This is a genomic window from Micromonospora sp. CA-240977, assembly GCF_050942285.1.
Lineage (GTDB): Bacteria > Actinomycetota > Actinomycetes > Mycobacteriales > Micromonosporaceae > Micromonospora.
In genome coordinates, this window is record NZ_CP192055.1 from 4,597,739 (window position 1) to 4,614,599 (window position 16,861).

Annotated in this window: 4 protein-coding genes and 1 pseudogene; 4 read left to right on the forward strand and 1 reads right to left on the reverse strand. The window is 72.5% G+C overall.

What is annotated here, in order from left to right; genetic code table 11:
- Positions 1 to 15: 15 nt before the first annotated feature.
- Entirely contained in the window at positions 16 to 621 is a 606-nt protein-coding gene (locus ACQPWW_RS21140; RefSeq protein WP_433124940.1) for a TetR-like C-terminal domain-containing protein, read from the reverse strand.
- Positions 622 to 795: 174 nt separating this feature from the next.
- Between ACQPWW_RS21140 and ACQPWW_RS21145 the strand changes: the two genes are divergently transcribed.
- The 4 genes and pseudogenes from ACQPWW_RS21145 to ACQPWW_RS21160 all read left to right on the forward strand — a co-directional run.
- Complete coding sequence (locus tag ACQPWW_RS21145; RefSeq protein ID WP_433124942.1) at positions 796 to 2,298, forward strand: MFS transporter; 1,503 nt, start codon at positions 796 to 798, stop codon at positions 2,296 to 2,298.
- Positions 2,299 to 2,344: 46 nt separating this feature from the next.
- The gene (locus tag ACQPWW_RS21150) at positions 2,345 to 4,549 is read left to right on the forward strand and encodes an MMPL family transporter (RefSeq protein ID WP_433124944.1); all 2,205 of its coding nucleotides are present in this window, start codon (positions 2,345 to 2,347) and stop codon (positions 4,547 to 4,549) included.
- Positions 4,550 to 4,725: 176 nt separating this feature from the next.
- Positions 4,726 to 5,757: a 3-oxoacyl-ACP synthase III family protein gene (locus ACQPWW_RS21155; protein WP_433124946.1), complete on the forward strand. Its 1,032-nt coding sequence runs from the start codon at positions 4,726 to 4,728 to the stop codon at positions 5,755 to 5,757.
- A 46-nt stretch (positions 5,758 to 5,803) separates the two neighbouring features.
- A pseudogene (locus tag ACQPWW_RS21160) lies at positions 5,804 to 16,609 on the forward strand (SDR family NAD(P)-dependent oxidoreductase); the annotation flags it as partial.
- Positions 16,610 to 16,861 lie beyond the last annotated feature (252 nt).

The window sequence follows — 16,861 nt, forward strand, 5'->3', positions numbered from 1 at the left end:
CTGCCCGTGGCCCGGTCAGCGGGCCGCGGGCAGGATCAGGTCGTCGACGATGTGGTCCAGGTAGTCGTCGGCGATATCGATGCCCCGGGTCAACGTGTGGTAGATCAACATGGCCGGGCCAACGTTCGCCAGCATCGGCTGGGTGGCGGCCACACCCAGCTCACCCCGGGTTGCCGCCTCGGCCAGTCGTGCCCGGATGCCCTCGGTGCACGGCTGCACCACCCGCTGCTGCACCACACCGGCCAGCAGCGCCTCGCCCGCCTCGGCTTCGGCCTTGACCACCTGGAACGCGGTGCCGTGCTGGCTGAAGGAGTCGCGCATGCAGGCCAGCAGCGCGATCAGATCGGCGCGCGTGTCGCCGGTGCGTGGCACCTCGGCGGGCGACGGCAGCACCTCGGCCAGGGCCGCGGCCACCAGCTCCTCCTTGCCCGACCAGCGGCGGTACAGCGCCGCCTTGCCGGTGCCGGCCGCGGCCGCGACACCCTCCACGCTGAGCTTCGCGTAGCCCAGTGTCTCCAGCTGCTCGATGACCGCCCGCAGGATCGCTCGGACCAGGACGTCGCCCCGGCGGCGCTTGGCGGGAGCGGGGGCGACGTTGTCGGTGGCGGAAATTGGAGTCATCGGCACACTCCCCAGTCTGTCACGGGGTCGGCAGCACTTCCGAAGCTCGCGCCGCGCTCGACAGCTGACCCAGGCGCTTGCGTCGTGGGGAAATTCACCTCTATAGTGAACGCACCGTTCACTAAGCGCCAACGCTTCGGCCCGTTCAGTGTCACACAAAACCAGGAGGTACGCATGTCGGCTCCGGCCCAGACATCGAGCGGCGCGGCTGCGGAGGCGCGGCCACTGGCCCACCCGGGCATCGCTCTGCTCGTCCTCGTCACCTGTCAGCTGATGGTGGCGCTGGACGGCAACGCCATGAACATCGCACTGCCCACCATCCAGCAGGACCTCGACTTCAGCCCGACAAACCTGGCCTGGGTGGCGAACGCCTACACCCTCACCTTCGGCGGCCTGCTGCTGCTCGGCGGTCGGGCCGGCGACATCCTCGGCCGACGTCGGCTGTTCATCCTCGGCATCATCGTCTTCACACTGGCCTCACTGACCGGGGGCCTCGCCCAGACCGACGAGTGGCTCCTGGCCTCCCGGATCCTCCAGGGTGTCGGCGCCGCGTTCGCCGCCCCGGGCACGCTGGCCCTGATCGCCACCAACTTCGCCGAGGGCAAGGCCCGGGACCGGGCGCTCGGCGCGGTCACCGCGGCGTACGGGCTCAGCGTCGTGCTCGGCATGATCCTCGGCGGCGTGCTGACCTCGTGGCTGGGCTGGCGATCGGTCCTGTTCATAAACGTTCCGATCGGCGCGGTGCTTGTCGTGCTCACCCCGCGGTTCGTCAACGAGTCTGCCCGCCATCCCGGCCGCTTCGACCTGGCCGGCGCGCTCACCTCGACGCTCGGCATCGCGGCGGTGGTCTACGGCTTCATCCACGCCGCCTCGACCAGTTGGACCGCGGGTCGGACAGTCGCCGCGCTGGTCGGCGGCGTCGTGCTGCTGAGCGCCTTCGTCTTCATCGAGAGCCGGGCCGAGCAGCCGGTGCTGCCCCTGCGGCTGTTCCGCGACCGCAACCGCTCCGGGTCCTACAGCAACATCCTGCTGCTGTCCGCGCCACTGGTCGGCGCATCCTTCCTGAGCACCCTCTTCCTGCAGAACGTGCTCGGCTACGGCGCGCTGCGGGCCGGCCTGGCCTTCCTGCCGATGTGCGCCGGGCTGTTCATCGGCGGCGGGGTGGCCAGCGGCCTGCTGCGCCGCACCGGCGCCAAGCCGTTGATCCTGTTCGGCACCGCGTTGATCATCATCGGCTCGGCGTGGCTCACCCAGCTCAGCGTCGACAGCACCTACGCCGCCGGCATCCTCGGGCCGATGGTGCTGCTCGGGATGGGTCCCGGTTTCGCCTTCACGGCACTGAACCAGTCGATCCTCAGTGGCGTGCCGCAGTCCGACGCGGGGGCGGCCTCCGGGTTCCTGGAGTCGATGCAGTGGGGCGGCGGCGCGCTCGGCCTCGCCGTACTGGTGGCCGTGTTCGGCACCGCCAGCCAGAGCGCGGCCCGCGAGCCGCACCCGGGCCTGGCCCCCGACGTGCTGGAACGGACCGTACTCGCCGACGGCATGGCTACCGCGTTCATCGCCGGAGCGGTGCTGGCCGCCGCGGGCTTCATCATCACCCTGGCCGTGATCCGCAGGCGGCGTGCCGCCGCAGAACCGGAGGCCGCTCTGCCCACCGTCGAGCCGGCCCTACCCTGACCACCCCACATCACAACACATCACATTGAAAGCGTAGGAAACGGACATGACATCACTTGCCCGATGGTGCTATCAGCACCGGGTGATCGTGCTGCTGCTGTGGATCCTGGGCCTGGTCGGGGTGAGCGTGGTCAGTGGCGCGGTCGGCAACGCGTACTCCGACTCGTTCAACGCCTCCGGGACCGACTCCACCGACGCGTACGACCTGCTGCGCAAGACCTTCCCCGAACAGTCCGGTGACGTGGACACGATCGTGTGGAAGGTGGATTCCGGCTCGGTCTCCGACCCGCAGATCCAGTCGCGGATCCTCCCGATGCTCGCCGAGGTGCGCTCCTCCGAGCACGTCGTCGGCGTCGTGAGCCCGTACGATCCGGCCGGCGCCGCCCAGATCAGCGCGGACGGCACCGTGGCGTACGCGACTGTGCTGTTCGACGAGCCGGCCGACGGCCTGCCCGTCGCCCTCTTCAAGGACGTGGTGAAGACCGCTCAGCAGGCGCAGACCGACGGCCTGAGCGTCGACCTCGGCGGCCGTGGCATCTCGCTGAGCCAGCAGCAACCGCCGTCGCTGCCCACCATCGTGGGCATCCTGGCCGCCGGCGTGGTGCTCTTCCTGGCCTTCAGTTCGCTGCTCGCCACACTCGTACCGCTGATCGTCGCGGTGCTGGCCCTCGGCGCCGCCACCGGAGTGATCGGTCTGCTGTCCCACGCGATGGGTGTCTCCACCATCGCCACCACCCTGGCCGCGCTGGTCGGGCTGGGGGTCGGCGTCGACTACGCGCTGTTCGTGGTCACCCGGCACCGCAAGAACCTGAAGGCCGGCATGTCAGTCGAGGACTCGGTCGTCCGCGCGCTGAACACGGCCGGCCGGGCGGTCCTCTTCGCGGGGCTGGCGGTCTGCATCGCCCTGCTCGGCCTGCTGCTGATCGGCGTCGAGCTGATCGACGGCATGGCGGTGCCGGCCGCGGTGACAGTGCTGTTCACCGTCTTCGCCGCGGTGACCCTGCTGCCGGCCCTGCTCGGCTTCTTCAAGCTGCGGGTCCTCAGCCGTCGGGAGCGCCGCCGGCTGGCCGCCGACGGCCCGGAGTCGGTCGACGTGGTGGAGGGCAAGCCGTCCCGGTGGAACGAGTTCACCCGCCGGCATCCGGCGCTGCTCACCGGCGTCGTCGCCGTCGTGGTGGTGCTGCTGGCCGCACCGTTCTTCGCCATGCGGATGGGCCACTCCGACTCGGGCAACGACCCGGCGTCGTGGACGACCCGCAAGGCGTACGACACCCTGTCCGCCGGCTTCGGCGTCGGCATCAACGGGCCGCTCGTGGTCGCGGTCAGCACTCCGGCGGGTGAAGTCGCCCCGGCGACCCTCACCGCCCTTCAGGACGCGCTGCGCGGCACGCCCGGGGTCGCCTCGGTGGCCCCGCCGGTGAGCAGCGCCGACAAGTCGACGGCCATCATCCAGGTCATTCCGACCACCGGACCGCAGGACGAGGACACCAGCCGACTCATCGACCGGCTCCGCGACGACGTCCTGCCGCCCGTCACCGCCAACAGCGGGGTGAACGCCCACGTGGGCGGGGTGACGGCCACGTTCGACGACTTCGCCGAGGTGTTGACCGACAGCTTCGGTCTCTTCCTGGCGGTGGTCATCGCGCTCGGGGCGATCCTGCTGCTGATCGCGTTCCGCAGCGTCTTCGTGGCGCTGATGTCGGCGGTGATGAACGTGGTGGCGGTCGGCGTCACCTTCGGCGTCCTCACCGCGCTGTTCCAATGGGGTTGGCTGGACGACCTGACCGGATTCGGCGGTGCCGGGCCGATCGACCCGACCCTGCCGGTGCTCATGACGGCCATCCTGTTCGGCCTGTCGATGGACTACCAGGTGTTCCTCATCAGCCGCATCCACGAGGAGTGGACCCACACCGGTGACCCGACCAGAGCGATCCTGAACGGCCAGCGCGGCACCACCCGGGTGATCACCGTCGCCGCCGTCATCATGGTGCTGGTGTTCTGCTCGTTCGCCCTGATCGGCGAGCGGCTGGTCGCCGAGTTCGGCATCGGCCTGGCCATCGCCGTGCTGTTCGACGCGTTCCTGCTCCGTAACGTGCTCGTACCCGCCCTGCTGCACCTGGCGGGCCGGGGTGCTTGGTGGCTGCCCCGACCGGTGGACCGGGTGTTGCCGCACCTGTCCGTCGAGGCACCCAGTCGGCTTCCGTCGACGGATCCGGTCGCCCCCATGTCGCTCATCGACGAGACCGTCTGATCCTCCCGCCCCGGCCGCCCGGGCCGCACCCGTCCCTTCCCCGTGGGACGCGGTGCGGCCCGGGCCTCTTTCCGTCCGGGCACGGGCGGCCAAGCCCTTCCTAAGCGCTGCTTTAGCCCCGCTCCGGATCATCGGCGCACGGCCGGTTCGCTGGCCGCCCAAGGAGGGGGACGAGCGTGCGTATTCCAGAGACCTATCTGTTGTCCGCCGGCGCGGCTCTGCCCGGCCCGGCCGTGGACAACGCCGCGCTGGCCCGCCGGTTCGGCATGGACACCCTGTGGGAGCAGTGGGTCGACGTCTTCGTCGGCACCCGCCAGCGGCACCTCTGCGTGGATCTGGCAAGCGGTGAGCTCCGCTCGAACCTGGCCGACCTGGCCACCGCGGCCGCCCAACAGGCGTTGAAGTCGGCCGACCTGACCCCGGACGACATCGACGTCATCGTGATGAGCACCGCCACGCCGGACCAGCTGATGCCGGCCACCGTCAACGTGGTCGCCGACCAACTGGGCGTCAACGACCTGCCCACCTACCAGCTGCAGACCGGTTGCGCCGGGGCGGTGCAGGCACTGGACGTGGCGCAGGCTCTGCTGACCACCGGTCGGCACCGTACCGCGCTGGTGCTCGGCGGCGACGTCTGCGCGAAGTACTTCGACCTGAGCCTGGACCTCGCCGCCCTGCCACCCGCCCAGCTGATCAACGTGGTGCTCTTCGGCGACGGGGCCGGCGCCGCCGTGCTCAGCAGCGAACCCGGGCCGGGCCGGGTGGTGATCCGCCGCCTGCTCAACCGGCTGACCGGGCGGGGTCGGGCGCCAGGCCACGTGCTGGACTGGTTCGGGCTGGCCGACCGGGACTCGCTCCGTCCGGCAGCGGCAGAGGACTACAAGGCCATCGAGGAATCGGTGCCGCGGATGGCCGGCGAGATCCTTCGCGAGCTGCTCGACGATCTCGGCTGGCAGGACGACGACGTGGACTACCTCCTGCCACCCCAGCTCTCGGTGCGGATGACCAGCCGGATCGTCGACCAGCTCGGCCTGCCCGGCGCCCTCGAGGTGTCCTGCATCAGCGAGACCGGCAACAACGGCAACGCGCTGCCGTTCCTACAGCTTGAGCGGCTGCTGCGCCGGATGGCCGGCGGTGATCGCGCGGTGGGCCTGGCCGTCGAGTCGAGCAAGTGGCTCAAGGCCGGATACGCCCTGGAGAAGCTCTGACCCGCCCGGCTTCGGGCCATCCCGCGACGAAGGACGGACACCTGACATGACCGATCGCACCATCGCCGTCGTCGGCCTGTCGTGCCGGCTACCGCAGGCCCCGGACCCCGACGCCTTCTGGCACCTGCTGCGTACCGGCACGAGCGCCATCACCGAACTGCCGGCCGACCGGCGTGGCTCGTCCGGGTTCACCGGACGGCACGCGGAGGCGGCGGGCAACCCGGGCGCCGGGTTCGGCGGCTTCCTCGACCGGGTGGACGGATTCGACGCCGGCTTCTTCGGCATCTCCCCCCGGGAAGCCGCGGAGATGGACCCGCAGCAGCGGCTCATGCTCGAACTGGCCTGGGAGGCGCTGGAGGACGCCCGGATCGTCCCGGACCGGCTGCGCGGCGGCGACGCCGGCGTGTTCATCGGCGCGATGGCGCAGGACTACGCGACCCTGACCTACCGGGCGGGCATCGAGGCGATCGGCACGCACACCATCACCGGCCTGCACCGCAGCGTCATCGCCAACCGCATCTCGTACGTCCTCGGCCTGCGGGGCCCGAGCCTGACCGTGGACACCGCCCAGTCATCGGCGCTGGCCGCCGTCCACCTCGCCTGCGAGGCGCTGCGCCGCGGCGAGGCCGACCTCGCCCTGGCCGGCGGCGTGAACCTGAACCTGGCCGCCGAGACCACCGTCACCACCGCCAAGTTCGGCGGCCTCTCCCCCGACGGCCGGTGCTTCACCTTCGACGCGCGCGCCAACGGGTACGTGCGCGGCGAGGGCGGCGGCATGGTCGTCCTCAAGCCGCTGGACCTCGCGATCCGCGACGGCGACCCGATCACCTGTGTCATCGCCGGCGGCGCGCTCAACAACGACGGAGCCACCCCCAGCCTGACCGTGCCGAGCGCCGACGCGCAGGCCGCGATGCTGCGCCGGGCGTACCAGCGGGCCGAGGTGGACCCCGCCAGCGTGCAGTACGTCGAGCTGCACGGCACCGGTACCCGGCGCGGCGACCCGATCGAGGCAACCGCGCTCGGTGCCGTCCTCGGGCGGGCCCGTCCGGCCGCCGAGCCGCTCGCTGTCGGCTCGGCCAAGACGAACGTCGGCCACCTGGAGGGCGCCGCCGGCATCGCCGGGCTGCTCAAGGCCGCGCTGGCGATCCGCCACCGAGAGCTGCCCGCCAGCCTGAACTACGAGACCCCGAACCCGGACATCGATCTGGACGCGCTACGCCTGCGGGTGCAGCGGCAGCACGGCGCGTGGCCACACCCGGACCGGCCACTCACCGCGGGCGTCAGCTCGTTCGGGATGGGCGGCGCCAACTGCCACCTGGTGATGACCGAGGCGCCGGCCCCGGCCGCCGCACCGCGGAGGCGGCCGGCGGTCACCGGGGCACTGCCGTGGGTGCTCTCGGCACAGACCCCGGAGGCGCTGCGCGGCCAGGCGGCGCGACTTGCCGAACTGTCACCGGGCGCGCCGGTCGACGTCGCCTTCTCGCTGGCCACCACCAGGACCGCGTTCGACAACCGCGCCGTGCTGGTCGGCACCGACCCGGACGAGCTGCGCGCCGCGGTGGACGCGGTGGCCGCCGGCGGTCCCGCGGCCGGGGTGGTCACCGGCCGGGCGACGCCGGAACCGCGCCTGGCGGTGCTGTTCAGCGGCCAGGGCAGCCAGCGACCCGGCATGGGCCGGGAACTGTACGAGACGCAGCCGGCCTTCCGGGCGGCCCTGGACGAGATCTGCGCCGAGTTGGACCGCCACCTGGACCGCCCACTCCGCGAGGTGATGTTCGCCCCGGAGAGCACCAGAGGGGGCCTGCTCGACTCGACCGCCTGGACCCAGCCGGCCCTGTTTGCCTACGAAGTGGCCCTGTACCGCCTGTTCGCCTCGCTCGGCGTCACCGCGGACGTGCTGCTCGGCCACTCCATCGGCGAGTTGGCAGCGGCGCACGTGGCCGGCGTCCTCGACCTGCCCGACGCCTGCACCCTGGTGGCCGCGCGTGGCCGGCTCATGCAGGAGGCCCAGTCGGGCGGCGCGATGGTCGCCCTGCAAGCCACCGAGGACGAGGTCCGCGCCACCCTTGCCGGGCCTGTCGACATCGCCGCGGTGAACGGTCCCGACTCGGTGGTCGTGTCCGGCGACGCCGCGACAGTGCTGATGATCGAGGCGGCCTGGCGGGATCGTGGCCGCAAGACCCGCCGGCTGCGGGTGAGTCACGCCTTCCACTCGCCGCACATGGAGCCGATCCTGGACCGGTTCCGGGAGGTGGCACAGCAGCTGACCTACCGCGAGCCCGAGCTGCCGGTGGTCTCCAACCTGACCGGCGCGCCGGCCGGGCCGGAACTGCGTGACCCCGAGTACTGGGTGCGGCACATCCGCGCCGCCGTCCGCTTCGCCGACGGCGTGCGCGCCGCCGCAGCCTCCGGCGCGACCGGATACCTCGAGGTCGGACCGGATGCGACGCTGATCCCACTGGTCCGTGACTGCCTCGCGCCCGAGGAGGCCGTGCTCGTTCCGGCCCAGCGTCGCGATCGCCAGGCAGAGCCCGCTTTCGTGACGGCTCTCGGGCAGCTGTTCACGCACGGCGTGGCGGTGGACTGGGCCGCGCTGCTCGCGCCGTACCGGCCCGTCCCGGTTCCGCTGCCCACGTACGCCTTCCAGCGGGAACGGCACTGGCTCGGCGCGGAGCCCACCGGCGGCACACCGCCGGCACCCCCGGCGGCGCCCGTCGCCGACCTGCTCGGCACTGTGCGGTCCGCGGTCGCCGTCGTCCTCGGCCACCGGTCGGCCGACACGGTCCCGGCCGGCGAGACCTTCAAGAGCCTCGGTTTCGACTCGATGACCGCGGTCGAGCTGGTCAGCGCCGTCGGCCGGGAGATCGGCCGGCCGCTGGCGTCCACGCTCACCTACGACCACCCCACCCCGGCCGCGCTCGCCGCTCACCTGGGCACGCTCCTGGCGGGTGGGGATGGCGGCGCGGACGTGGCCGCGTACACGGCGGCGCTGGACGAGCCGATCGCGATCGTCGGCATGGCCTGCCGCTACCCGGGCGGCGCGGACACGCCGGAGAAGCTGTGGGGCCTGGTAGCCGACGAGGTCGACGCGATCGGCGCGTTCCCGACCGACCGCGACTGGGACCTGGAGCATCTCTTCGACCGGGATCCGGACGCGACCGGACGCTCGTACACGAGCCAGGGCGGCTTCCTGGCCGGGGCGGCCGAGTTCGACGCGGCGTTCTTCGGCATCAGCCCGCGCGAGGCGACCGCCATGGACCCGCAGCAGCGACTCCTGCTGGAGACCTCGTGGGAGGCGCTGGAACGCGCCAGCGTCGACCCGACCACGCTGCGCGGCACCGCGACCGGCGTGTTCGTCGGCGCCACCGCCCAGGACTACGGCCCCCGGCTGCACGACCCGGCGGACGGACTGGACGGGTACCTGCTCACCGGGACCACGACGAGCGTCATCTCCGGACGGATCGCCTACACCCTCGGGCTGCACGGCCCGGCGCTCACAGTGGACACCGCGTGCTCGTCGTCGCTTGTCGCGATCCACCTGGCCGCGACCGCGCTGCGCAACGGCGAGTGCGCCCTGGCCCTGGCCGGCGGCGCGGCAGTGCTGGCCAGCCCCGGCATGTTCGTCGAGTTCAGCCGGCAACGGGGCCTCTCCCCCGACGGCCGATGCAAGGCGTTCGCGGCCGGCGCGGACGGGACCGGCTGGGCCGAGGGCGCCGGGATGCTGGTGCTGGCCCGGCTCTCCGAGGCGGAGCGGCTCGGCTATCCGGTGCTGGCAGTGCTGCGCGGCAGCGCGGTGAACCAGGACGGCGCCAGCAACGGCCTCACCGCGCCGAACGGCCCAGCCCAGGAGCGGGTCATCCGGCAGGCGCTGGCCAACGCCCGTCTCCAGCCTTCCGAGGTGGATGTGGTCGAAACGCACGGCACCGGCACCACGCTGGGCGACCCGATCGAGGCGCGGGCGGTGCTGGCCACCTACGGTCGGGACCGGCCGGCCGACCAACCGCTGATGCTGGGATCCCTCAAGTCGAACATCGGTCACGCGCAGGCGGCGGCCGGCGTCGGCGGCGTCATCAAGATGGTGCTGGCGATGCGACACGGCGTGCAGCCACGGACCCTGCACGTGGACGAGCCCACCCCGCACGTGGACTGGTCCGCCGGCGCGGTCGCGCTGCTGACCGAGGCCCGGGCGTGGCCGGCCGACCGGCCGCGACGCGCCGCCGTGTCCTCGTTCGGGATCAGTGGCACGAACGCGCACGTCATCCTCGAACAGCCGGTGTCGAACGAAACCGTGGCGCCGGCGCCGGCGACGGACGGCCCGGTGCCGCTGGCGCTGAGTGGGCGCACGCCGGCCGCCCTCCACGAGTACGCGGGACGGCTGCGCGACCTCGTCGCCGCCGACCCGGAGGCGAACCCCGCCGACCTGGCCACGGCCCTGACCGGGCGGGCGCTCTTCGAGCACCGTGCCGTGCTTGTCACCCACGACCGGGCCGGCCTGACCGCGGGCCTGACCGCACTGGCCGGCGCGGGCGACGACCCGCTTCTGGTCACCGGCCCGGCGGCCGCCGCCGACCCCAGGGTGGTCTTCGTCTTTCCCGGCCAGGGGAGCCAGTGGGCCGGCATGGCTGTCGAGCTGCTGGACACCGTGGACGTCTTCGCCAGGCAGTTGCGGGCCTGCGCTGAGGCGCTGCGCGAGCACACCGACTGGGATCTGGAAGACGTGCTGCGGGGCGCCCCGGGCGCGCCCTCGCTGGATCGGGTGGACGTGGTGCAGCCGGCCCTGTTCGCCGTGATGGTGTCGCTGGCCGAGCTGTGGCGTGCCTGCGGTCTGCGCCCCGGCGCGGTCGTCGGCCACTCCCAGGGTGAGATCGCGGCGGCATATGTGGCCGGGGCGCTCTCGCTCGCCGACGCCGCCCGGGTGGTGACCCTGCGCAGCCAGGCGCTTGCCGCACTGACCGGCGGCGCCGGCATGGCGTCCGTGACGCTGCCGGCGGCGGAGGTACGCGATCGGCTGGGCCGCTGGGCGGGCCGACTGAGCGTCGCCACGGTGAACGGGCCGTCATCCACTGTGGTGTCCGGCTTCGACGACGCCCTGGACGAGCTTCTTGCCGAGTGCGAGGCCGAAGGCGTCCGGGCGCGGCGGGTGCCTGTTGACTACGCGTCCCACTCGGCGCAGATGGAGGCGATCCGCGCGGAGCTGCTCGACGTGCTGGCGCCGGTGCGGCCGCGGGCCGCCGAGGTGCCGTTCTGCTCCACGGTGACCGGCGACTACCTGGACACCACGGAGCTGGACGCCGACTACTGGTACCGGAATCTGCGCGAGACTGTCGAGTTCGAGCAGGCCACCCGCACCCTGTTGGCCGACGGTTTCCACCTCTTCGTCGAGGCGAGCCCACACCCGGTCCTGACCGTCGGCATGCAGGAGACGATCGACGACACCGAGCCGGCCGTGACCGCGGCGACGGTGCCGTCGCTGCGCCGGGACGAGGGCGGCCGGGAACGCTTCCTGCGCTCGCTCGGGCAGGTCTTCGTCTCCGGGGTACGGGTGGATTGGGCGCCGCTGGGTCTGCGCGCCGACGGGCCTCGACCGGACCTGCCGACGTACCCGTTCCAGCGGCAGCGTTACTGGCTGAGCCCGGCGCGCCCGGCCACCTCGCCGGACGCGCTCGGACTGACCGCGGCCGGCCATCCGATGCTCGGCGCGCTGGTCGCGCTGCCTGACGGCGACGGCCTGCTGCTCACCGGCCGGCTGTCGCTGCGGACCCACCCCTGGCTGGCCGACCACGCGGTGCTCGGCACCGTCCTACTGCCCGGGACCGGCTTCGCCGAACTGGCTCTGCACGCCGGCGCCCAGTTCGGTCTGGACGGCCTGGACGAACTCACCCTGCACGCGCCGCTGGCGGTGCCGGAGGCCGCGGCCGTGATGCTGCAGCTGGCGGTCGGCGAGCCCGCCGAGGACGGCAGCCGCCCGCTGCGGATCCACGCGCGGCCGGACGACGGCGACGAGTGGACGCTGCACGCCAGCGGCCGGCTGGCCACGGTCAGCGGCGCACCGCCCGCGATCACCCGGCCGGCGACCGCCGAGCCGGTCGACCTCACCGGGGTCTACCAGGAGCTGGCCGGGCAGGGCTACGAGTACGGCCCGATGTTCCAGGGTCTGCGGGCGGCCTGGCGGGACGGAACAGACGTCTGGGCCGAACTCGCCCTGCCCCTCGAGCAGCAGGCCGAGGCGACCGAGTTCGGTCTGCACCCGGCGCTGCTCGACGCGGCGCTGCACGCGGCGCTCGTCCTCGGCCCGGCCGGCGAGGCCGAGCGGCCCCGGCTGCCGTTCAGCTGGACCGGCCTGCGGCTGTACGCGACCGCCGCGGCGTCGGCGCGTCTTCGGGTGCGGCCGGCCGGCCGGGACTCGGTCGAGCTGCTGCTCACCGGCCCGGAGGGTGAACCGATCGCGGCCGTCGACGCGGTGGCGTTGCGCCCGGTCGACGTGCAGGCGCTGACCACCGCCGCGACCCCGGACACCGCCCTGTACGAGACGACCTGGGTACCGGTTCCCACCGGCAGCCCGGCGACCGGCAGCTGGGCGGTGGCCGGTGACCCGGAGCTGGCCGCGGCGCTCGGCGCGGAGGTCGTCGACCTGCCGTCAGCCGCGTCGGACGGCGGGCCCGAATCGGCTGTCGCCCGGGTACGCGACGTGCTGGGTCGGCTACGTGACTGGCTGGCCGCCGAACCGGACCCGGCCGCCCGGTTGCTGGTGGTGACCCGCAAGGGTGTCGCAGTCGCCACCGCGGACGACGTGGACCCGGCGGCCGCCGCCGTCTGGGGTCTGGTGCGGACCGCGCAGGTCGAGGAGCCCGACCGGGTGGTGCTGCTGGACATCGACGACGCGGCGGGGAGCCGGGCGGCGGTGTCCGGCGCGCTCGCCTCGGGCGAGCCGCAGCTGGCGCTGCGCGACGGCCGTGGCTACGTGCCACGGCTCGTCCCGGCGGCCACCGTGCCGGCGGCGCCGCTCCCCTTCGATCCGGACGGCACGATTCTGATCACGGGCGGCACCGGCACGCTCGGTACGCTCGTCGCCCGGCACCTCGTCGATCGCGGCTACCGCCACCTCGTGCTCGCCAGCCGCAGCGGGCCGGACGCGCCCGGCGCCGACCTTCTCGCCGAGATCGGCACCGTCGTCGCCTGCGACACCAGCGACCCGGAAGCACTCGCCGACCTGATCGCCGGCATCGCGCCGCCGCTGACCGCGGTGGTGCACACGGCCGGCACGCTGAGTGACGCGACGATCGCCAACCTCACCGACGAGAGCCTGGACGCCGCCTGGCGGCCCAAGGCCGACGCCGCGTGGCACCTGCACCGGCTCACCGACGTACACCTCGTGCTCTTCTCCTCGGTGATGGCCACGCTCGGGAGCGCGGGGCAGGGCAACTACACGGCCGCCAACGGCTATCTCGACGGCCTGGCCCGGCATCGGCGGGCGGCCGGACTGCCGGCGACAAGCATCGCCTGGGGTCTGTGGGACACGGCCAGCGGGATGACCGGGCACCTGACCGGTGACGACATCGGGCGGATGAGCCGCAACGGCGTCGCGCCGATGGAGAGTGCGGCCGGTCTGGCCCTGTTCGACGCGGCGCTGGCCGGCCCGGCGGAACTCGTGGTGGCGGCCCGCCTGGACCGGGCGGCGCTGCGGGCACGGGCCGCGGGCGGCACGCTGCCGGCACTGCTCGGCGGCCTCGTCCGGGTGCCCCGGCGGCGTGTGCAGGCGCCGGTGGCCGCGAGCGGCAGCACCACCCCGGCCTCGCCGGAGGCGCTGCTCGACCTGGTCAGCGCGCAGGTCGCGGTCATCCTCGGGCACACCTCGGTGGACGGGGTGGACCCGACGCGGGCGTTCAAGGAGCTGGGGTTCGACTCGCTGACCGCCGTCGAGTTGCGCAACCGGCTGGCGACGGCGACCGGCCTGCGGCTGCCGGCGACGCTGATCTTCGACTACCCGACGCCGGCCGCCCTGGTCGGGCAACTGGTCGCGCGGCTCGGCCCGCAGGCCGCGCCGGAGACCACGACGACCACCCGGGTCGCCAGCGACGAGCCGATCGCGATCATCGGGATGGCCTGCCGTTATCCGGGGGGTGTCGACACTCCGGAGAAGCTGTGGGAGTTGGTGGCGGGTGGGGTCGACGCGATCTCGGAGTTCCCGGACAACCGGGACTGGGACATCGACGGCCTGTACCACCCGGACCCGGACCACCGGGGCACGTCCTACACCCGGCACGGTGGTTTCCTGCACGACGCCGACCTGTTCGATGCGGAGTTCTTCGGGATCAGCCCGCGTGAGGCGGTGACGATCGACCCGCAGCAGCGAGTGCTGCTGGAGACCGCGTGGGAGGCGATCGAGGCCGCCGGGTTGAACGCCGAGCAGCTGCGCGGCAGCGACACCGGGGTTTTCGCGGGGCTCATGTACCACGACTACGCGAGCCGGCTGCCGGCCGTGCCGCCGGAGCTGGAGGGTTACCTGACCACTGGCAACCACGGCAGCGTGGCGTCGGGCCGGGTCGCCTACACGTTCGGTTTTGAGGGGCCGGCGATCACTGTGGACACGGCGTGTTCGTCGTCGCTTGTCGCGATCCACCTGGCGGGGCAGGCGTTGCGTCAGGGTGAGTGCACCCTCGCCCTCGCCGGTGGGGTGGCGATCATGTCGAGTCCCGGTCTGTTCATCGAGTTCAGTCGTCAACGCGCGATCTCCGCCGACGGGCGGTGTCGGGCGTTCTCCGCCGACGCCGACGGCACCGGGTGGGGCGAGGGCGTGGGCCTGCTCGTTCTGGAGAAGCTGTCCGACGCGCAACGCAACGGTCATCCCATCCACGCTGTCATCCGGGGCACCGCGGTGAACCAGGACGGTGCCAGCAACGGTCTCACCGCCCCGAACGGGCCCTCTCAGGAACGGGTCATCCACCAGGCACTGGCCAACGCCGGCCTGAGCATCGGTGACGTCGACGCCATCGAGGCCCACGGCACCGGCACCACCCTGGGTGACCCGATCGAGGCCGGCGCCATCCTCAACACCTACGGCCAACGCGACCGGCCCGTCTACCTCGGGTCGATCAAGTCGAACATCGGGCACACCCAAGCCGCCGCCGGAGTCGCCGGCGTCATCAAAATGGTCGAAGCCCTGCGCCACGACACACTCCCGCGAACCCTGCACGCGGACGAGCCCAGTCCGCACGTGGACTGGACCAGCGGCCGGGTGGAACTGCTCGCCTCGGCGCAGCCCTGGCCCGCCGGGGAACAGACCCGCCGCGCCGCCGTCTCCTCGTTCGGGATCAGCGGCACCAACGCCCACCTCATCCTCCAAGAACCACCCACCCCCACCCCCACGCCCGCTTCTGCCGACCCCGCGCCGGCCGATGCCGCTTCTGACGGTGCGGTCGATGGGCCGGTGGTGTGGTTGTTGTCCGCGCACACCCCCGACGCCCTACGCGCCTACGCCGCGAACCTCACCGACTACCTGAGCGCCCACCCCAACACCCCGGCCGCCGACATCGCGCACACCCTCGAGCGTCGGGTCCACCACACCCACCGGGCCGCGGTCACGCACCCCGACGCGCTGCTGGCTCTGCGCCAGGACCAACCCCACCCGCACCTCGTCACCGGCACCGCGCACACCGGGAAAACCGTGTTCGTGTTCCCCGGTCAGGGAAGCCAGTGGACACACATGGCCCTCGACCTCTACCGCAACGACCCGGTCTTCGCTCACCACCTCGACGAAGCCCACCGCGCCCTCACCCCCCACATCACCTTCGACCTCATCGACGTCCTCACCGCCGACCCGATCCCCACCGACACCCCCACCATCCAACCCACCCTCTTCGCCGTGATGACCGCCCTGGCGAAACTGTGGCAACACCACGGCGTCACCCCCGACGCCGTCATCGGTCACAGCCAAGGCGAAATCGCCGCCGCCCACATCGCCGGGACCCTCACCCTCACCGACGCCGCCCGCCTCATCGCCATCCGCAGCCACACCATCGAAACCCTCGACGGCACCGGCGCCATGCTCACCATCGCCGCCCCCCACGACGAGGTCCGCACCGCCATCGCACCCTTCGGCGAGCAACTATCCATCGCCGCCATCAACAGCCCCACCAGCACCGTCGTCGCCGGCACCCCCGAGGCCATCGCCGCCCTCGCCGCGACCTACCAGAACACCACCACCCGCGCCACCACCCTGCCCGTCACCTACGCCAGCCACCACCCACCCCACATCGACGCCCTCAAACCCACCCTCACCACCCTCCTGGGCACCATCACCACCCACCCCAACCACATCCCCCACTACTCCACCGTCACCACCAACCCCCTGCACCCCGACGACCTCACCACCGACTACTGGCACGACAACCTCCGCAACCCCGTCCAACTCCAACCCACCATCGAAAAACTCCACCAACACGGCTACCGCACCTTCCTCGAAATCAGCCCCCACCCCGTCCTCACCCCCCACATCACCACCACCCTCACCACCCTCACCACCACCGCCCCGGTCACCGTCACCGGGACCCTGCGACGCAACGAACCCTCCACCACCACCTTCCTCACCAACCTCGCCACCCTCCACACCACCGGCACCCCCCACACCCACACCACACCCGGCAACCACCTCCCCAACCTCCCCACCACCGCCTACACCCGCACCCGCCACTGGCTCACCGCACCACCGGACACCCACACCAACCCCCACACCCTCGGCCTCAACCCCACCACCCACCCACTCCTCGCCACCGTCAGCGAACTGCCGCACCACCGCACCACCCTCTACACCACAGTGCTCAGCACCCAGACACAGCAGTGGATCCGCGACCACGCCCTCAACCACGTGCCGCTGCTACCCGCCACCGCATACCTCGACCTCGCCCTCCGCCGGACTGCCGCACGTCGAGGACCTCACCATCCAGGCGCCCCTGGTGCTGGACCGGCCGAGACGGCTACAGGTGACGGTGACCGAGGACGACGCGGGCACGCAGACGGTGCTGTTCCTGAGCCAGCCACAGGACGCGGACCCGGACACCCCGTGGATGTCACACGCCACCGGCACCCTGGTCCGAGGCTCGACCAC